Origin of the sequence: Collinsella aerofaciens (genome assembly GCF_009876115.1) — a bacterium.
Lineage (GTDB): Bacteria > Actinomycetota > Coriobacteriia > Coriobacteriales > Coriobacteriaceae > Collinsella > Collinsella aerofaciens_N.
On sequence record NZ_WWSY01000021.1, the window covers coordinates 24481 to 44319 of the forward strand.

The window sequence follows — 19839 nt, forward strand, 5'->3', positions numbered from 1 at the left end:
TCTACTCTCCTCGCAGGTAAGCTTTGACGTCTTCTTCGATGGGGTCGTACAGGTCGGGGACAATGCCGATGTACTTGCACGCCTCGTAGAGCACCGGCACCACGTTGGCGTGAATGGCGACGCAGTGGTGGATGTAGGGACCCTCGACGATCTTGGCCTCGAGGCGCTTGAGGTTGTCGACCTCGACCCACAGGTAGGTGCCCATACCGGCCGGGCCGTCGATGCCGCGGGCGTTGCCCAGCAGCAGCGAGTACTCGCCATTGTCGCCGTCAAAGCGGGCAAGGGTGAGGTCGCCGTGCTTGGCCTCGGCCGTCAGCGCGCCGGGGTGATCGAAAGCCAGCGGGTAAGTGAGCTTGGGCTTGACGGCCGCGCAGCTGCAGGGCCAGGGGCCGCAGTGCTGCAGCAGCTCGCCGTTCTCGTTGTCGGGATGACGCACGGTCCAGTCGGCAAACATGCCGCGGTGACGGCCCAGGTCGGCGGCCTCGACCATCAGCGCTGTGATGGCGCCATGGATGTCGGTCTCGCAGACGACAGGGATACCCATCTCGTTGAGGATGGCGTTGGCGGCGCAGGGCATAATGCCCAGCTCGTCCTGCAGGGCGTTCCAGCACTGGATGGCACCGGCGTTGCAGCCGTACTTCTCGACCAGACGCTTCATGGCAATGGCAAGACCGGCCACAGCGGGGACCTTATCCTCGGGGATGCAGATCTCAAAGCTGTCGGCAATGTGGGCGAGCATGGCTGCCATGGCCTGCTCGTCGGCCTGGGCGTCGCGCACGGCCTGGACAAGCTCGGTCATGGGGATGGGCGAAAGCTGAATGTTGAACTTCTCGAGCAGCTCGCCCTCGTTGCACATGGTCGACCAGAAATCGAACGGACGGGTGGCCATCTGCAGGATGCGGGTGTGCTTGAAGGTCTTGACCACGTTGCACACGGCGAGGAAGTCCCAGACGCCGCGCTCGAACTCGGGATCGGTCAGGCGGCAGTTGGTCATATAGGTGAAGGGGACCTGGAAGCGACGCAGGACCTTGCCGGTGGCGAACAGGCCGCACTGGCTGTCACGCAGGCGGGTGCCGTCGGGCTCGGGGCGCTCATCGCGCGGGCCCCACAGCAGCACGGGCAAGCCGAGCTCGCGGGCAAGGCGAGCGCAAACGTACTCGGTGCCAAAGTTGGCGTGGCAGAGCATGATGCCGTCGACGCCCTCGGCGCGGAACTTCTCGACGATAGGCGCGATATGGCTGTCGTCGAACAGCAGGCCCTCGTCGTTGATGTCGTCGATATCCACGATGTCGACGCCGATCTCGCGCAGGCGATCAGCCGTCAGACCGCGATACTTGATCGCGTCCGGCGCGCTAAAGATACTGCGGCGCGTGGGCACAAAGCCGAGCTTGATCTTGTCCATGTACGTCCTCCCCTAGTCACATGTTCAGTAAACAGACGCATGTTTCGTTTTGTTCTGTTTACTAAATGTTTTACTCTTCTGTTTAGAAGTTTAGCGCGAAATACCCGTAGACGGTAGAGAAATCAGCCTAAACGGTATGTAAACAAACTGAACATACAAGGGAAACAAAAAGAGGACCCCGAAGGATCCTCTTCTGAATGGCACTATGTTAACTGCCCTAGCGAGCTTTGGCACGCTGCAGGCAATGCCGTCTCCGCCTAGATTTCGCGCACGCTCTGGCGCTCGACAAAATAGGTCGACACGGCCGTTTTGCAGGTATAGCTCTTGGGATTGCGGATGTTGCCCACCAGGCGGCGCACCGCGATCTCGCCCACCTCGTGTTTGGGAACATGCACCGTGGTGAGTGGCGGGTTGGAGAAGGCGCCCAGAGATAGGTCGTCAAAGCCGATGATCGAGACATCCTCGGGCACGCGAATGCCGTGCTCGTTGAACGCGCGCATGGCACCCACGGCGAGCACGTCGTTCTCGGCAAAGAAAGCCGTCGGCAGGTCGTCGCGTGAGACGCTGTCGAGCCATGCACCCATATCGCGATAGGCACCTTCGAGCGTGGTGCCCAGCGTGACGCGCCATGCCGGGTTTGCCTCGAGGCCCGCATCCTCAAGTGCTTGGCGATAGCCGCGCTCGCGATCCTTAAAGTTGCGGATACGAAGATCGCCTGCCAGATAGCCGATTTGCCTGTGACCCTTCTCGATAAGGTAGTCCACGGCGCGCAGCACCGAATCGGTATTGGCAATGACTACGGCATCAAAGTACTGGCGGTCGCTCCAGCCGTCGAGCACGATCAGGTGGGCGGCAGCGTTGGCGAACAGGGCGTAATCTTCCTCACCCAGCTCGGTACCCATCAGCACGATGGCGGCAGACGGGTCGGCGATCAGGCCCTCGACCTGCGGACGCACGGCGTCCAGGTCGCTAAAGTCGAGCGAGACAAAGCTCGTGCTCATGCCGTGGCGACGCGCCTGGCGCTCCACGCCCTCAATAACCGCGGGATGGAAGGTGCTCTCGTCCAGGATGGCGCCCGTCTTGCGCGCGAGCACAAACTGGATGCTCTCGAGCTGCGTCGACTGCTGGTAGCCGAGCGACTGTGCGCACTCCAGGATGACCTTGGCGGTCTCCTCGCTCACGCTGCGCTTGCGGTTGAGCGCGTTGGACACGGTCGCAGGCGAAAAACCGGTGATGCGGCTGATCTCGCGAACACTTGCTTTAGCCATTGTTCCCCCCAGCAACGGTCGCGGTCGAGCATCGTGGCCTGACCGCCCCGTGACTCGACAACTAAACGACCGCAAATTCAATCTAAACAGAATAGTAAATGTTTAATAGCTAGTTTAGCCTGTTGTCAAGCAAAGCGACGCGACTATTCCCCCAACGGGCGTTTTTACTCGGTAGCTAATCTGGAACGGGGCACAGAAACCGTTTAGCCAAGGATGCGAGCCATGCGTGCCTTAAACTCCACGAGGAAACGTGAGGCGTCCACGGTCAGTGCCACAAGCGCGCTCTTGTCCGGATCGGACAGGCGGCGCTCATCGCAGATGGTGCGGCCGCGATACTCACCCAGCAAGTCAACACGCAGGTTACAGCCGAGCGCACCCACGAGCGTTGGATCGATCGCCACGGCAACCGCCAGCGGATCGTGCAGCGCGCAGCCGCCCAGGTAGGGCGCGTTCATCTCGTACGAACCAATGTAGTGCTCGACCATGCTCGCAAATGCGCAGCCGGCCATGGTTCCCGAACCCGTCCAGCCGGCAATGTCGCGGCGCGTGAGCACCACGCGATGCGTCACGTCCAGACCCACCATGGTGAGCTTACGGCCCGAGCGCAGCACCGCGTCGGCTGCCTCGGGGTCGCTCGCCATGTTGGCCTCGGCGCCCGCGCTCACGTTGCCGGGCACGGTAAGGGCGCCGCCCATCACGACCACGCGGCCGATGGACATCATCGCCGCCGCATCGCGCTCCAGGGCGAGCGCCAGGTTGGAGAGCGGGCCAGTCGCTACGTAGACCAGATCGGGACCATAGGTGCGCGCGGCATCGATCAGATAATCGACCGCAGCGTTGCCGTCGGCCGAGGTCGCCCCCACCGGCTCGTAGGGCGACGCGGGCACGCTCGCGCCGCCGATGCCGTTCTTGCCGTGAATGAGCGCGGTGGACGCCGGCGGCGTATAGGGCTCAGTCGCCTGCAGAGGACGGTCGGCACCCAGGTACACCGGAACCTCGGGGCGACCCAGCAGATCGAGCACCGCCAAGCAATTGTGCGCCGACTGCTCGACGCGCACGTTGCCAAAGCACGTGGTGATGCCCACGAGCTCCACCTCGGGGCTCGCGATGGCATAGGCCAGCGCCATCGCATCGTCAACGCCCATATCCAGATCAAGGATCAGCTTCTTGATTGCCATTGTTCTACTCCGCTTCTCCGTCTTTATCGTTTAACCAAACCAATGTTCAACTTCGGCGCGCGTGGGAATCGATTGCTGAGCGCCCAGGCGCGATACCGTCACCGCCGAGGCGCGAGCGCCCGCCGCCATGCACTCAAAGAGCGGCAGGCCCTCTAGGCGAGCCGCCGCCAACGCGCCGATAAACGTATCGCCCGCGGCCGTGGTATCGACTACCGTACTCGAAAGCGCCGGCATGCGCAGCGGCTCACCGCCATCGCCGAGCGTAACCGAGCCGGCGCCGCCCAGCGTGATGACCGCAGCCCCGGCGCCCTTGTCGAGCAGCGCATTGAGCGCGGCGACGCAACTCGCATCATCTGTGGGCAGAATGCCCGTCAGCATCTGGCACTCGGTCTCGTTGGGGCAGACCAGGTCGACCGCAGGCCACGCTCCTGCCGACAGGTCGCAGGCGGGCGCCGGGTTAAAGATCGTATAGAACCCCAGCTCGTGAGCACAAGCAAGCGCCTCGGCCGTCGCCGCAAGGTCACATTCGCCCTGGGCAATAAAGACGCTTCCGACAGCCGGGGCAATCTCGCTGGCATCGCCGTCGAGCTCGTCGGCCACCAAGCGCCTCAGTGCGCGGGCAACGTCCTCGCCCGCAAGCGCATGGTTGGCGCCCGGCGACAGCACGATGCGGTTGTCGCTCTCACAGCGAATGATAGTCGCGGTTCCCGTCTCCACGTCATCGCGATGCACTACAAAGTCACAGTCCACGCCGGCGTCTTGGAGCCCCGTCACGAGCGACGCGCCGAACGCGTCGCGACCGACCGCGCCGATCATGCACGTGTGCGCACCCATGCGCGCGGCGGCGACGGCCTGGTTAGCGCCCTTGCCACCGGCGTTGGTGATAAACCCGCTGCCGCCGACGGTCTCGCCCGCACGCGGTATGCGCTCGCACGCCACCGAAAGGTCCATGTTCATACTGCCGAACACCGCAACGATGCCGCGATCTGCCATGGAAACCTCCTCATCTGCGGGCCTTATGCCCACCGTCGGCCGTCGATCGTGCACTCTCGCACCCCCTATAACTTTAGTTCACTTTGATGTGGACGCGCGCTTGAGCTTGCGCCAGCAGCAAGCATTCACAGGAGCAGGCAGCTACAATGAAGGCGTGCTGATTATTCTCGTCATTGGATGATGTTTTATGGAACAACTCTCGCAATCGGGCTCGCGCGGTCGACGCCGCACGGGCAACGAGCCGGCGCCGCACGAACGCGTGAAGGGCGGGCGCCGCGCCAACGAGCCGCGACGCACCGCGAGCCCCCATCGCGCTTCTGCCAACAACGCGGGCCGCGCCAACACTCCCGCCGCGGAGCAGACGCCTGCTCGCCCCAAGTCCCGCTACATCCCCGCGCTCGACGGCCTGCGCACGCTTGCCGTCGTCGCGGTGGTGCTCTATCACCTCAACCTCACGTGGGCGCAGGGCGGTCTGCTCGGCGTCACGATCTTCTTTGTGCTTTCGGGCTATCTGATCACACGCCTGCTACTCAACGAAGTCGCTAAGACCGGCCGCATCGACCTCAAGAGCTTCTGGATTCGCCGCATCCGTCGCCTGGTCCCCGCCGTGGTAACGGTAGTGTTCGTGACCTGCGCGCTGTGCACCATCTTTAACCACGTGATGCTCACCAAGATGCGCCCCGACATCCTGCCGTCGCTGCTGTTCTTCAACAACTGGTGGCAGATTGCCCAAAACGCCTCGTACTTCAATGCTCTGGGCGACCCCTCGCCGCTCACGCACTTTTGGTCGCTTGCCATCGAGGAACAGTTCTACCTGATTTGGCCGCCACTGCTGTTTGCCATGGTATCCATGCATGTGAGCAAACCCAACACGCGCCGCGTGGTTCTGGGCCTTGCCGCGGTATCTGCCCTCGCCATGATGGTGCTTTACAACCCTGCCGCCGACCCCAGCCGCGTGTACTACGGCACCGACACCCGCGTGTTCTCGCTGCTGCTGGGTGCCTGGATGGCCTTTATCCCCGATCGCGACCTGGCGCCGGTGCGTCTCGCTCATCGTTTGGGGCTCAATCGCCTGGCTGGCGCCGCCAAGCACGGCAAGAACGCCGAGGGCAAGCATGACGCTACGACCGACGACGCAGCCGAGAACGTCCCGGCACAGCCGAGCGCCCTCGTGCGCTTTTGGTCCTCGCCCGCATCCATCGATGTGTTGGGCGTCGTGGGTCTGGTTGGCCTTGCCGCCATGGTCGCGCTCACCAACGGCTACACCGCGTTCCAGTATCGCGGCGGCACGCTGTTATGCTCCATCCTCACGCTCATGGTCATCGCGGCCTGCGTGCAGCCCCAGGGAATGGTTGCCCGCGCGCTGTCCGCCGAGCCGCTCGTGTGGGTTGGCAAGCGCTCGTACAGCATCTACCTGTGGCACTATCCGCTACTGTTGCTCATGAACCCGGTCGCCAACATCAACGATACGCCGTGGTGGCAGTACATTTTGCAGGTGTTGTTGGTGGTCGCCGTAGCCGAATGCTCATATCGCTTTATCGAGACGCCGTTTAGAAAGGGTGCCTTTGGGCGCACCGTATCCGAATTCCGCGATGGCACCACCACGCCCGCCAACTGGGTGCGCGCGCACGTCCCTGTCTGCGCAGCCTGCGCTGTCGTGTTGGTCGTTGCACTGGGTGGCCTGATCTTTGTGCCCGAGACGTCTGCGCTGAGCGGCGAGGGCGCCGAAGTCCTCAACAAGGAAGCCAAGAACACCGCGCCCACCGACCAGCAGGCGGCCGACGACACCGACAAGGACAACGACGGCTTCCCCGATGGATCCTACGACCTGCTGATGATCGGTGACTCCGTGTCGCTGCGTGCCGTGGACACCTTTGACGGCGTGTTCCCGCACAGCCATATCGATGCCGAAAAGGGCCGCCAGTTTGATGCGGGCCGCGCGACATTTGAGGGCTATATCCAGCAGAACCTTGCCGGCAAGATCGTGGTCTTTGCCCTGGGCACCAATGGTTTGGTAACTGATGACCAGATCGATGCCATCATGGCCGATGCCGGCGACAAGCGCATCGTCGCGTTTGTGAACACACGCAGTCCGCAGCCGTGGGTGGGTTCCACCAACCAGGCTATCGCCAACGCCGCCACGCGCTACAAGAATGTACGCGTTATCGACTGGTACGGGCACAGCGCCAACCGCAACGACCTATTCGATGGCGACGGCACGCACCTGTCGACTACCGGCGTGACCGAGTACCTCAACCTGATCCACGATGCAGTCAAGAAAGACCTGCCCGTGCACCCCGAGGACCACGTCAACGATCCGCAGCCGGCAGCCGTCAAGTCCGCCGCCGACGCACTCGTCAATGCCCTCGCCTACAAGCCACACAAGCTGGGCACCGACAAGTAACGCGCAGCAAAATCTGCGTACACCCGCAGGGGGCGTCGGCCGTGGCCGACGCCCCCTGCGGCAGTTAGGGGCGCTCCTTTTGTACCGCCACTTGGAGGCACTCCTGGCGTAGCCAATGAAGACCTCTCCGGATGAATTCCAAGCCGCTCCGCCGCTCCAGACATCGTTTCCGTGCCTCGCACCTGCCCCAAACAATCAAAACAAGCCCTTTTCGCCGCAACCTCAAAGGTCTGTGGGCAAAAAAGGGCAAATATGAGTACTGTTACCATTTTAGTCGCAGGCAAAACCATCCAAAATGACGTTCGGGCGACCCCTACAGCCCCCTAAAGCAGCCAACCTGACTGGTTTAAGGCGTATCGGAACCAATTTTAATGAACATAATATATGTTATGTTCATTATCTTCTTGGATGTAAATGCTGTTCACTTAGCAACAGTACTCATATTTGGTATTTTTTGCCCACTGACATATAACTAACGCCCTATAGCAGACAAAAAACAGGCCGCAGCCCATCGCTGCGGCCTGTTCGGAAGCAAAAGTAGACGCTACGCGCTGTAGCCCATCGCTTGCAGCACAAACATGACGACCGTCAGCACCGTAATCACGCCGATAGTCGCCCAAGTGAGCACGTTCCATACGCGGCCGTTGCGATTGGCGCCCATAATGTGGCGATCCGCCGCGATAACCACCTGGAATACCAAGACTACGGGCAGCAGCACGCCGTTGATGACCTGCGAGGTCATCATAATCTGGAACAAATCGACGCCAGGCATGAGCACCAACACGGCAGAAATGCCGATGATGGCCGTAATGATGCCGCGATAGACCGGGGCCTCGTCCCAGCTGCGGTCGGCACCGCGCTCCCAGCCAAATGCCTCGCAGATAGCGCTCGACGTAACGCCCGGCAGCACGCAGGCAGCCAAGAAGCTCGCCGCGACCAGGCCCGAGGCAAACAGTACCGTGGACCACTGACCCGCAATAGGCTCCAGCGCGCGGGCAGCATCGGCAGCATCGCTAATCTGAATGCCCGCCGGGAACAACACCGTACCGGTCGTGATGATAATAAAGCCGGCAATGACATCGGCAGCAAGCGAGCCGCTCACGGTATCGATGCGCTGCAGCACGATATCGTCCTCGCCCGCGTTCTTATCGACCACGTTGTTCTGCGCCAAGAAAATCATCCACGGCGCGATGGTGGTACCGATCGTTGCGACCACGAGCGACACGTAGCTGGGATCATTTTGAATGTTAGGCACGACCAGGTCGACCGCGACCTCGCCCCAGTTGGGGCCGGCCATAAACGCGGCGACGATGTAGGTCACGAACACGCAGCTTACCAGCAGCAGAATCTTCTCGATGCGCTGGAAACTGCCCGACATGGTAAGCATCCACACCAGCAGCGCCACGAGCGGCACCGAGATGCTCGCCGGAACGCCAAACAGAGCAAGGCCGCTCGCGATACCCGCGAACTCCGAGATGGTCACCGCCGTGTTGGCGATCAACAGCGCTGCCATGGCCAGCACGCTCTTGCGCACGCCAAAGCGCTCGCGAATGAGCGACGCCAGGCCCTTACCCGTGACGCATCCGCAGCGCGCCGCGGTCTCCTGCGTCACGATAAGCAGCACGGTCATGACGGGAAGCATCCAGAGCATCTTATAGCCATAGCTGGCGCCCGCGCTGGAATACGTGGCGATGCCGCCAGCGTCATTGCCCGAAAGCGCCGCCAGAAGACCGGGGCCCATGGCGCCAAAGATGGCCGCGATGGTCAGCTTTTGCTTGGTGCTCGGCTTTTGCTTCGTATTTTGCACGCGACCACCTACCCCATGACCGACATGGTGAGCAGCACCGCAGCGGCGCAGTACGCTACGCACGAGATCATGACGGCAATAACGTTCATGGCGGTGCCCGACGTGTTGAGGTCATGCTCGTCACGCCAGAACAGCACCATCAGGTAAATCACGGCGCTCATGTTGCCAACCAGGCAAATGATGGCAGCGATATTAAAGCACCCGGTAAAGAGTTGCTCCTCAAACATGGGCGCATCGGGGAACGCAGCGGTGCGCACCAGCTGGGCGCACAGATAGGTCACGAGTGACAGAATCAGGCCCATGCCCGTGCTCTGGAAGAAGAACCCCAGATACGGCTTGGGCTCGTCGTCGTGACCGTCATACTCCAGGAAGTAGTTCTTGACGAACGACACCATACGCGAGGCAGCCAGCAACACGAGCGGCATGGCGCACATGGGGAACACCACCAAATGCGCGGAGCCCAGCGCCGTCCCCAGCACCGTTGCCATGATGCACGAGGCGATGCCCCACACGACGACCCAGTACTGACGATGCACGAACCAGCTGAGCACGTTCGTCGAGTCGTCCGACGCGCTATCGCCCGAGCCGACACCGGCGATCTGCAGGTCCTCCTGATGCTCCTCGGCAATAACGTCCATGGCGTCGTCGAAGGTCACGATGCCCAGGATATGACGGTTCTCGTCGCAGACAGGGATGGCAACCAGGTCGTACTTGGTCATCTCGTCCGTCACGTCTTCCTGGTCCTCGTCGGGTGACACGTAGACCAGATCGCGATAGGCGAGCTGGCCCAGCGTGGCGTCGCGGTCGGCCACGATCAGCGTGCGCAGCGAAAGCACGCCCGTCAGCATGCCGCTCGGGTCCTCGGTATAGACGTAATAGACGCTCTCAAAGTCCTCGTCGAGCTTGCGAATCGCCTCGATGGCGTCGCCGACCGTCGCCGTGGCGGGCAGCGAGACAAACTCCGAGGTCATGATGCGGCCGGCGGTGTTGTCCTCGTAGCCCAGCAGATTACGAATCGCCTTCTCCTCCTTGACGCCCATCAGGCGCAGGAGCTTCTCGGCCTTCTCATAATCGAGTTCGTCGATCAGGTCGGCAGCGTCGTCCGGGTCCATCATGGCCAGCATCGACGATGCGTCCGTGTCGGACAGGCCCTCGAGCATCTCGGTCATAAGCTCGTCGTCATCGAACTCCGAGATGGCCTCGGCGGCCTGGGCAGTATCGAGCTGCGCAAACACCTGCGCACGCAGGCGCGGGTCGAGCTGCTCGATAATGTCGGCGATGTCGGCAGGGTGCAGCTCGCCGAGCGTCTTGTGCGACACCGAGAGTTGAATGTTCTTGGTCGAGCGGTCGAGCAGGTCCATGTAGGACCAAGCGATGATGTCCTCACTGAGCGGCTTGCCCAGGTGCTTCATAAAGCCTTCGACGATATGCTCGAGCGCGGGGCTGATGGCGCGTAGCAGACCGCGAGCACCGACCTCGGCACCCAGCAGGCGCAGCTGGTTTTCGCCCGACATGGAAAACTTGATGTCGTTTACGCGCACAACCTTCATGCCCTGCGTGTCGACAATCTGCTTGTTGAGCACGTCGCGGGCAAGCAAGAGTTCGGTCGGCTGCAGGTACGAAAAACGGATTTCGGTGGCCGACGTCTTAAGGTGTACACCCGTCTCGTCGATACGGTCGACCCATTTGCGCCAGCTGATCATAAACGGCGTCTTGCCGGGTCCGCGGAACGCGAGCGACGTCACGTGCGGAAAAACTTCGCCGGTAGCAATACCAAAATCGTTGACCACGCCGAGCTTTTCGCCGTCGACGTCCAAGACCGGCAATTTGAGCATCTCACTCAGATAATTCAATGGTGCTCCCCATCATTATTCCTCCGGACGCGGCCGCGCGTGCGGCGTCTGGGGGCTTCTGGATATGTATACGCATGCGCGGGCGGCACGCCGCTCGACGCTTACACCCCGTGCATGCGCAAAAAGCACCTGCATGGGGTCATCGACTGTATGGTCGAGGTTTGGATTTCACCTGTAACCTTTCTCTTGACCCTCATTAACCGCAGTAACTATAGCATCAGCATCGCCCTGCGGCATCGAATTTATGCGCTGCACATTGCAGGCATACCAAACGCTGACGCATCCGTGACATAGTCATTGGGTGTTCCTATAGTTTTGTCAACCGTCGGGGCTACTCCCGGTAGGGCACCCGGTCGCGCATCACGGCGTATATCGCCCTGAGCCGCTTCCTCGCGACGGCCTTGAGTGGATTGGCAACACCTATTTGGACGATTCCGGGAGGGACAGCCCCGCCTCCCTGAACTCGACCGGAGACATGTAGCCCAGCGTCGAGTGGATCCTGAAGTTGTTGTACCAGTGCACGTAGTCCGAGAGCTTGGCCCGGAGCTCGCGCGTCGTGCCGAACGTCTCGCGGTGGACGAGCTCGGCCTTCAGTATCCTGTTGGTCGACTCGTCGACGGCGTTGTCGTAGGGGCAGCCCTTGGCCGACAGCGACCTCTCAATGCCGAAGGCCTCGAGCATCAGGTCGATCTCGGCGTTGTCGAACTCGCTGCCGCGGTCCGTGTGGAAGACCTCGATGTCCGAGATGGGGAAGGAGAGCGTCGCGAACGCCGACTTGACCAGCCGGGCGTCCTTCCTGGGCCCGGCGGAGTGGCCGACGATCTCCCTGTTGTAGAGGTCGACGAGCAGGCAGACGTAGTTCCACGAGGCCCCGACGCGCACGTAGGTCAGGTCGCTGCATATATGGGTGCGCGGCGCCCTGCCGCCGAAGCCGCGCGCGACGACGTTGGGCACGTCGGCCTCGTTGACCGCCCCGGGGTGCACCTTGAACCTCTTCCTGCCGTATGCGCTGACCAGGCCGTTCTCCCTCATGATGCGGCAGACCCGGCGCCGGCTGACGGTGACGCCCGACCTCTCGAGCGACGCCTTTATCTTGCGCGAGCCGTACCGGCCCTTGCTGGCGGCGTGGGCCGCGACCACGGCCGGCGCGGCGGGGTCCGGCGCGGCGGGCCGGTCGGCCCGCGAGCGCATGGAGTAGTACGTCGACCTCGCGACGCCGAGGAGCCTGCACTGCGCTGATATGGGGTAGCGGCCCTCGTTGGCCGCTATGGCCCTCACTTTCGAGCGTATATCAGCGCCGCTTGTTTTAAGACGTCGACCTCCATCCGGAGCCTGCGGTTCTCGCGCTCGAGCTCCAGGATCCGGTTCTGCTCGGGCGTGCGGTTGTCCGCGGCGCGCGGCGAGCCGGTCGCGTTTATCGACTTGATCCACCTCTCCACGGTGCTCTTGCCGAGGTCGTACTCGTCCATGATCTCGCGCTTGGGCTTGCCGGCGTTGTAGAGGTCGACTATCTGCCTCTTGAACTCGTCGGTGAAATGCCTCGGGTGCCTGGGGTCCCTCATATACGGCCCTCCCGTCTCCTGCGCCCCTCCCGGAACTGTCCACATCAGTGTAGCCAATCCACATCGGGAGGTTCCCGGACCACGACCACCTGGCCTCGTACTGCGGCATAGCCCCGAGGGTGAGGAGCTCCGGCACGTCGGTGAGGTCGGTCAGGGCGTCCAGGCGCGGCGACGCGAGGCTCAAGTCCCTGCTGATCTTCTCGTGCAACAGCCTGGTGAGGTCCTCGGGGCGCTACGGCGAGTACTACCGGGCCTGCAGGGCGCGGGGCATGGGGCACGGGCGGGCGCTCAAGGCCGTCGCGAGGAAGCGGCTCAGGGCGATATACGCCGTGATGCGCGACCGGGTGCCCTACCGGGAGTAGCCCCGACGGTTGACAAAACTATAGGAACACCCAATGACCAATAAGGGGTTACTCCTGCACTTTGAGGGCCTCGGCCAGGCTCACACGCTTGATGGAGCGCGTGTGCAGCAGTGCCACGACCAGGTAGGTTGCAAAGCCGATGCCAACACATGCCGCCATGGACCAAGCGGGCACGTAGATCTCGATATTGCCGTTGTAGGCAAGCAGCATCGATCGGAAGACAGCCGTGAGCGAGCCGATGATCACGGGCAGGCTCAGCACGAGCGACACCGCCACGCACAACGTGATCGAGCGGATGTACAGATGCGAGATCTCGCTATCGCGATAGCCAAAGACTTTCATGTAGCTGATCGAACGGGCACTGTGGTCGATCACAGCCTTGGTCAGCAGGTACATAAACAGCAGGAAGATAAACACCGCGAGCCCGACCATCATGCCGATCATTTTGCTCATCATGCCGATGAACTGGTCACCCACGGCGCGCATGTCGTCGGGCGTGGTGTCGCCGGCAAAGTAACGGGCATCGAGGTCGAGCTTCTCGTCGCTCACATAGCCGTTAAAGTAGGCGGCATCGTTGCCGAACAGCTCGTTAAAGTCGTCGATGCTCATATAGACATTCATATCCGACTTAGAGCCCCAGGTGGCGTCCTTGCCCGTGTACTCCAGCGAATAGTCCTTGCCCTCGCACTTGTCGCCGAGCGTGACCTTCTGCCCCTCGCTCCAGCCAAACTTGTCGAGCAAGCCACCGCCAAAGACAACGCGCCCATCGCCGACGTTGAGATCTTTCCAATAGCGCGAGTTGGGCGAGATGCCGTAGACGGAAATCGTCTCCTGCCCATTACCATCGCCGCGGTCGTATTGCAGCTGGTAAACGGCGTATTTCTCGGTCTGCGCAATCTTGTCTGCACCGTTATCGGTCGTGTTAACCGGGTGAATGTCGTCGTTGTCAGTGTCGATCTTAGAGGCCTTGTCGATCAGGTCGATAGCCTCGTCGCGGTCGCAGCCGAGGGCATCGGCAAGGTCATCGAGGCGCGCATAAAGCGCATCCTTCTTGTCCTGGACGTTTGCAAGCGCACCCTGCGCCGCGGCCAGGCTCTCGGCAGACGGAGCGCTGGTCGCGGCATCGGCTGCCGCCTGCGCTGCATCGGCCGCGTCGTCAAGCTCGTCATCGGCATCCTGAGCGGCAGAAAGCAGTGCGCCGTCAACCGACTGCAAACGCTCGAGTGCCGACCACTGCTCGCGCTCCTCGGCGGTGCCCTCGAGTTCCAGCGGGGCCTTGAGCGTGTACTGGTGCTCGGCGACCAGGCTTGTCTCGAGGTTGTCCGCGTAGTGCGTCATCGTGGGCAGAATCGCCAGGCCAAAGAGCAGCAGCAGCGAGGCAAACGCAATGCCCACGAAAAGCGTGGCGAAGTTGCCCAGGTTGCGCAGGAAGATACGCAGGCGGAAGCGGGAAACAAAGCCCATGCGCTCCGGCAGCTGCAGGCCACGCTTGGTTCCCGACTTGCCGCTCGCTTCGTGACGAAGGAACTGCAACGGCGTCTTGCCCATTTTGCGAAGCAGACCCACCAGCGTGATGAGGATGAGCGCGGCGACGGGAACCACGGCGCACTTCACAAAGATCTCCCAGCTCCAGTACACCTGGAAGGGCGGCAGGCTGTACGAGCCGTAATAGAGGCCGCGCATGGGCTCGGTAAAGAACGCAACGCCGAGCGCGGTGCCCAACAGCGCCGCGAGCATGCCCACGATGGCGGGAAGCGCGAGGTAGTGCAGTACGATCTCGCGACGGCGATAGCCGCTGGCGAGCAGTGTGCCGATGATGGCGCTCTCCTCCTCGATGGTGGCGTCGGTAAGGACCACAAAGACGAACGCCATGATCACGATGATGATGTCGAGCAGCGTCATCCACATCATGGAGTCGCCGTCCACGTCATCGCGCGCATAGCCAATGCCCTGATTGGAATCAGCATCGATCAGATCGTCCACGCGCGCATCGGCATCGGTCAGTACCTCGACCATATCCTGCTCCGCATCGATGCGATCCGCGGTGGGGAGGTCGCGATCGGTAAAGGTAAAGGAGTACGTGTAGGCAGGCGCGCCGCCGGCATCCTCGAGCGCGGCAAAGCCGGCGTCGGTGACCTCGGCCACGCCATAGGTGATGGTGTTCACCGTAAAGTCCGAATTGTTGAGGAACAGCGCCTGGCTATCGGGCTGGGTCATGATGCCGCAGATGGTGTAGGTGCGACCCTCGAGCTCGACTTTATCGCCCACGGACAGGTTGTTATTGGTGGCAAAGACACGGTCGATGGCCACCTCGTCGTCCGCCTTGGGCTCCCTGCCCTCACAGTAGGACGCGATATCGACCTTGGTGCGGTGCGCATAGGTGCGCAGCGTGCGCTTGGTGCCGTCGTCGCCGGCGGTCTTTTTGATGATGGCGTCGATGGAAAAATTCTTGTAGAGCGTGACGCCGCCGACGTCGTCGGCCGCGTCCTCGGCGGCCTTGAGCTGGTCTTTGGTGACCTCGAAGGAGGTGGTCACGCGGCCGTCCTCAATCGTGTACGCATCGCGCATGTCGTCGATAAGGCAGCCGATGGAATGCGCTGCGAGCAAAAAGCCCGAGGTGAGAGCGATGCTTCCGCACATAAGCAAAAAGATGCCCAGGTACTTGCCGATATTGCGGCGCAGCTCGCGCGGGAGACGTTTTGCGAGAGGTGTCATGGCGCCGCCTACCAATCGAGTTCGGCGGCCGCGACGGGCGACTCGTTGAGCTCATCCTCGACGATGTGCCCGTCGCGCAGGCGCAGCACGCGATTGGCCATGCGCGCGATGGCGGCATTGTGGGTGACAATGATGATGGTACAGCCGTAGGTGCGGTTGACATCCTCCATGAGCTGCAAGATTTCCTTGGACGTCTTATAGTCAAGCGCGCCCGTGGGCTCGTCGCACAGCAGCAGGCCCGGGTTTTTGACGAGCGCACGGCCGATGGCGCAGCGCTGCTGTTGGCCGCCCGAGACCTGGCGCGGGAACTTGTTGCGGTGCTCGTAAAGGCCCAGCGAACGCAGCAGGTTGTCGACATTGAGCGGGTTTTTGGACAGGTGCGCCGTGACCTCGATGTTCTCCTTGATGGTGAGGTCGGGCACCAGGTTGTAGAACTGGAAGACAAAGCCCAGCTCACGGCGGCGATACTCGCCCAGGTCGGCAGGCTTGAGCACCGTGAGGTCGCAGCCGTCCACCATGATGGAGCCGCCGTCGGCATCCTCCAGGCCGCCGATCAGGTTGAGAAAGGTCGACTTGCCCGAGCCCGAGGGTCCCAGCATGACGCAGATCTCGCCGCGATTGATGGACGTGTCGATGCCATCGAGTACCGTCAGGCGCGCATCACCGTCGCCGTAGTGCTTTTTGAGATCCTTGACCTGGACATAGGCTTCCTGCGTTGCCATGGTATCCCCCGTTGTTAGCCTCGTACTACTTTATGAACGTAATAGTAAACCTTGGCGAACTATTTTGGGGCGAGGCCTAGGATTTATTTCAGACTAAGCGCGGGATTTGGCGCGTGAGAGGGCCAGGCCTACGGCGGCAATGGCGGCGGCGAAGAGCACGGTGACGCCCAGGTCGCAAGCGATGTCACCCAACACGGTGGACGTCAGATCCGAAGCGAGCGCCTTGCCAATCGCGTCGTTCACCCAATACGTCGGCACAAAGTGCGCCACCGTCTGCACGGCCGAGCCCATCAGCGACAGCGGCATCCAAGCGCCGCCCAAAAACGTCATGAGCATGCCAAGCAGGTTGCCCACACCGTTAAGCAGCTCCTCGCGCGCACCCAGGCTCGACAGCGCAAAGCCAACGGCCAGAGGCGTGCACGCCAGGGCAAACGTCGCCGCCAGCGCCAGGCACACACGACCCACGCCGACCTCGGCAACCGCGCCGGCAAAGCCCACGACGCCCATCATGCTCGACACGAACCAGATGCAGACGGTGAGCACGGCGGCGGCCGCAAACACGGCAAGCGAGCGCTGGCGCTCGGAGACCGGGCCGGCCTCCATGCGGCGCACACGCTCGGGCTCGTTCATGCCCGAGAACACCAGTCCCACCGACACGATGACCGACGAGATGATCGCGTACGCGCCAAAGTTAAAGTACGACTCGAGCGTGGCGGCGGCAGTCGAGTCGACCTTGACCTGCTCGATCTCGACCTTGGCGCGCTTCGCGGCCGCATGTTCAGCGGCCTTGGCAACGTCGCCGTTAGAAGCAGCGGGCTCAAGCGCCGCCGCAGCGCCCGCGAGCGAGATCCAGCGCGAGGCCTCGGCAGACGAAAGCGCCGCCGCCATGGTGCCAGCACCGTAGGTCACATCGAGCTTGGGCAGGGACTCCCCCGCGCGGGCGGCTGCAACAAGATCGCCCTCAAACCCCTCCGGGATAAAGAACACGCAGTCGGCGCTACCTTTGGCGCTGTTGCTCTTGGAGAGCGCGTCCGCAAGGTCGTAGGTGTCGTCGCCGACGCCCGTGACCAGCTCAAAGCGCGAACCCAGATGCTTGGTAAGCGCACGCGAAAGGTCGCTGTCGTCGCGGTCGACCACAATCACGTTGGCATCGTAGGGCTTGTACTCGGTGAGCTGCGACGAGTTCCAGCTCACCGATGCCGCGATGAATACGCCCATCAGCGAAATGAACACCGTGTAGATAAGCAGGTAGAACGGGTGCGCGAGCGCCATGCGAAGCGCGGTCTTAAAGGTGCTCATAGCGGCTCCTTCCAAAGATCAGCGTGGCGGCGGCAACGAACAGCAGCGCCATAAGGACCAGTGCGCCGGCGCGAACGGCAAAGGGGCCCAGGTCCTCAAAGAAATACAGGCGGTTGAACATGTCGCAGATAAGCTTGACGGGGTTGAGCCAGCACTCGGCCGGGCAGGCGCGGGCGACGTCGTCGGCAAGCGCCATCGCCGGCTCGCCGTAGAGGCCGGCGAACAGGGCGCACGTGGTAGCAAAGCCCGTAAGGATGCCGGACTTGGACGCCTTGCCGCCCTTAACGGGAAGCGTACCCACAAAGAGCCCCAGGCCCGTGGCGGCAAGCGCGGAAGCGGCGCCGCCCACCAGACACAGCCCCTCGCGCCCGCCAAAGTCGACGCCCACGACCAGGCGCACGTAGCCGATTGCGATCGCCATCGAGGCGAAGGAAACCAGCCACGAGCCGACAAAGATGCCGGCCAGCGACGCCGTCTTGGAAAGACCGCCCACGCAGCGACGCGCGCCAAGGCCCGACAGATTGGGCTGCAAATCGACGACGCTCAAGGCGGCAAACTCGGCAGACATCATCGCGACCAGGCCAAAAAGCGCGTAATAGTAGATGACCGTGCCGTCGGGCGTGGTGCGCGTAAGGCTCACGCGACGGGTGCCGCCCTCGAGCGACAGGGCGCGCGCAACCGCCTCGGGGTCGGCAAGTGCCGCCGGGTTGTCCTGGGCAATCTGGGACATGAGCTCGGCATTTTGTGTATACGAGCTTGCCACCGTCTCCAGGATGCTGCGATCGGTGAGCACCGATGATGCGCGCGAGCTGTCGTAGCTCGATAGCAGTGTGAGCTTGGGTACGCCTGCGTCGTCGACCGTATAGATGCCCGCGACCTCGCCAGCCTTAAGCGCACGGTTCGCATCGGCTGCGTCGTCGCACTCGTGAATCTCGAGCAGCTGATCGTCGCCCTCCTCGCCGAGCGACGTCGCCACGTCCTTAAAGGTCGAAGCGTCCCAGGCTTCGTCAGCGACAACGGCCACCGGCACCGGATCGACCGTGCCGTCGGAGCTCAGATTCGCAAACATAAACATGAACATCGTGGAAAGCGCGATGGGAAAGAGAGCACCCCAGACCCACGTGCTCGGCCGGCGCAGCAGCGCCTTGACCGTGGTGATGATGGTGTTGAACATGGCCGCCCCCTAGTCGCGCAGCTCGCGGCCGGTGATCTCGAGAAACACGTCGTTGAGGGTCGGCGGCTCGCTCCACACGCGGCCGAGCGCCACGTCGGCGGCGCGCAGCGTGTCGAGGATGTCGACCAGGTTGTGCGGGCTCGCTTCGCAGGTGCAGACGAGCTCGCCGCCGGACAGCTCGACCGAAAGCACGTGCTCGAGGGCGCGCAGTCGCTCGACCGTAGCGGGCTCGACGGCGCCGACCTCGACGGTCACGCGCTCGCCCATCTGAATCATGCGCTTGAGCTCGTCGTTGGTGCCCTGCGCCAGCACGCGGCCGCCGTCCATGATCATGATGCGGCTGCAAATCTGCTCGACTTCCTCCATGTAATGGCTGGTATACACCACCGTGGCGCCCTCGTCGCGCAGGCGGCAGATGCCCTTCAGGATGGCGTTGCGGCTCTGTGGGTCGACCGCCACCGTGGGCTCGTCAAAAAAGATGAGCTCGGGCTTGTGCGCGATGCCGCAGGCAATGTTGAGGCGGCGGGCCAGGCCGCCCGAGAGCTTACCGGGGCGGAACTTGGCAAAGTCGCCCAGGCCGACAAAGTCGATCGCCTCGTCCACCAGCGCACGGCGGCGCTTGCGGTCGCTAACGTAAAGGCTGCAGAAATAGTCGATGTTCTCGCGCACCGTAAGCTCGTCGAACACCGCCACCTGCTGCGGCACTACACCGATGCGGCGCTTGAGGTCGTAGCGGGTGGGTGTCATGGGCTCGCCGAACAGCTCAATGGCGCCTTTGTCGTAGGCAAGCAGCTGCAGAATACAGTTGATGGACGTGGTCTTGCCCGAGCCGTTGGGGCCCAGCAGGCCAAAGATCTCGCCGGGGGCGATGCTCAGGTTAAAGTGGTCGAGCGCAATAAGGTCGTCGTAGCGCTTGACGAGGTTTTCGACGTGGGCGATGTCTGTCATGAGGCGGCCCTTCTGTTGCTTGCGGCCCGGTACGATTGCATCATCGCAGGAGCCGCCGGCGCGCGCCAGTGAGCTTTGTCACAAGTGCGGGGCTTGGTCGCGTGGCCCGCCGGCGCCCCGCTTTGCCGCGCGGGAGGAATGTCACGGTTGCG

At 62.5% G+C, this 19839-nt stretch carries 14 protein-coding genes; 2 read left to right on the plus strand and 12 right to left on the minus strand.

Annotated elements, in window-relative coordinates; all coding sequences use genetic code 11:
- Position 1: 1 nt before the first annotated feature.
- The 4 genes from GT571_RS08995 to GT571_RS09010 all read right to left on the minus strand — a co-directional run bounded on the left by GT571_RS08995 (position 2) and on the right by GT571_RS09010 (position 4841).
- Positions 2 to 1402, minus strand: a complete 1401-nt coding sequence (locus GT571_RS08995) for an L-fucose/L-arabinose isomerase family protein (protein ID WP_161156782.1) — start codon at positions 1400 to 1402, stop codon at positions 2 to 4.
- Positions 1403 to 1659: 257 nt separating this feature from the next.
- The gene (locus GT571_RS09000) at positions 1660 to 2670 is read right to left on the minus strand and encodes a LacI family DNA-binding transcriptional regulator (protein ID WP_117769779.1); all 1011 of its coding nucleotides are present in this window, start codon (positions 2668 to 2670) and stop codon (positions 1660 to 1662) included.
- Between the two features lie 203 nt (positions 2671 to 2873).
- Positions 2874 to 3848, minus strand: coding sequence for a nucleoside hydrolase (locus GT571_RS09005; protein ID WP_161156784.1), 975 nt, complete (start codon positions 3846 to 3848; stop codon positions 2874 to 2876).
- A gap of 30 nt (positions 3849 to 3878) precedes the next feature.
- Positions 3879 to 4841: a ribokinase gene (locus GT571_RS09010; RefSeq protein ID WP_161156786.1), complete on the minus strand. Its 963-nt coding sequence runs from the start codon at positions 4839 to 4841 to the stop codon at positions 3879 to 3881.
- A 187-nt stretch (positions 4842 to 5028) separates the two neighbouring features.
- Here GT571_RS09010 and GT571_RS09015 point away from each other — a divergent pair, with 187 nt between their 5' ends.
- Positions 5029 to 7245 carry an acyltransferase family protein gene (locus GT571_RS09015; RefSeq protein WP_161156788.1) on the plus strand — a complete coding sequence of 739 codons (2217 nt, stop codon included), beginning with the start codon at positions 5029 to 5031 and terminating at the stop codon, positions 7243 to 7245.
- Positions 7246 to 7789: 544 nt separating this feature from the next.
- Here GT571_RS09015 and GT571_RS09020 read toward each other — a convergent pair.
- From GT571_RS09020 to GT571_RS09030, 3 genes are all read right to left on the minus strand, one after another.
- Positions 7790 to 8986, minus strand: a complete 1197-nt coding sequence (locus GT571_RS09020; protein WP_006235731.1) for an Nramp family divalent metal transporter — start codon at positions 8984 to 8986, stop codon at positions 7790 to 7792.
- Positions 8987 to 9060: 74 nt separating this feature from the next.
- Positions 9061 to 10887, minus strand: a complete 1827-nt coding sequence (locus tag GT571_RS09025) for a magnesium transporter (protein WP_425458738.1) — start codon at positions 10885 to 10887, stop codon at positions 9061 to 9063.
- 438 nt (positions 10888 to 11325) lie between these two features.
- Positions 11326 to 12467, minus strand: a protein-coding gene (locus GT571_RS09030; protein WP_417575370.1) for an IS3 family transposase whose coding sequence is annotated in 2 segments (ribosomal slippage) — positions 11326 to 12209 and positions 12209 to 12467 — 1143 coding nt in all. Because the reading frame shifts where the segments join, the coding sequence is not laid out codon by codon here.
- Between the two features lie 62 nt (positions 12468 to 12529).
- Between GT571_RS09030 and GT571_RS09035 the strand changes: the two genes are divergently transcribed.
- The gene (locus GT571_RS09035) at positions 12530 to 12829 is read left to right on the plus strand and encodes a transposase (protein ID WP_338400878.1); all 300 of its coding nucleotides are present in this window, start codon (positions 12530 to 12532) and stop codon (positions 12827 to 12829) included.
- Positions 12830 to 12877: 48 nt separating this feature from the next.
- Here GT571_RS09035 and GT571_RS09040 read toward each other — a convergent pair whose 3' ends face one another.
- From GT571_RS09040 to GT571_RS09060, 5 genes are all read right to left on the minus strand, one after another.
- A complete protein-coding gene (locus GT571_RS09040; RefSeq protein WP_161144993.1) occupies positions 12878 to 15544 on the minus strand; it encodes an ABC transporter permease in 2667 nt (888 codons plus the stop codon).
- Positions 15545 to 15552: 8 nt separating this feature from the next.
- Positions 15553 to 16266, minus strand: coding sequence for an ABC transporter ATP-binding protein (locus GT571_RS09045; protein ID WP_161144992.1), 714 nt, complete (start codon positions 16264 to 16266; stop codon positions 15553 to 15555).
- 93 nt (positions 16267 to 16359) lie between these two features.
- Positions 16360 to 17565 (minus strand): ABC transporter permease, encoded by a 1206-nt coding sequence (locus GT571_RS09050; protein WP_161144991.1) that lies wholly within the window; start codon positions 17563 to 17565, stop codon positions 16360 to 16362.
- Positions 17552 to 18739, minus strand: coding sequence for an ABC transporter permease (locus tag GT571_RS09055; RefSeq protein WP_161156790.1), 1188 nt, complete (start codon positions 18737 to 18739; stop codon positions 17552 to 17554). Before GT571_RS09055 ends, GT571_RS09050 begins: the two co-directional genes overlap by 14 nt.
- Positions 18740 to 18748: 9 nt before the next feature.
- Positions 18749 to 19687: an ABC transporter ATP-binding protein gene (locus tag GT571_RS09060; RefSeq protein WP_161156792.1), complete on the minus strand. Its 939-nt coding sequence runs from the start codon at positions 19685 to 19687 to the stop codon at positions 18749 to 18751.
- Positions 19688 to 19839: the final 152 nt, after the last annotated feature.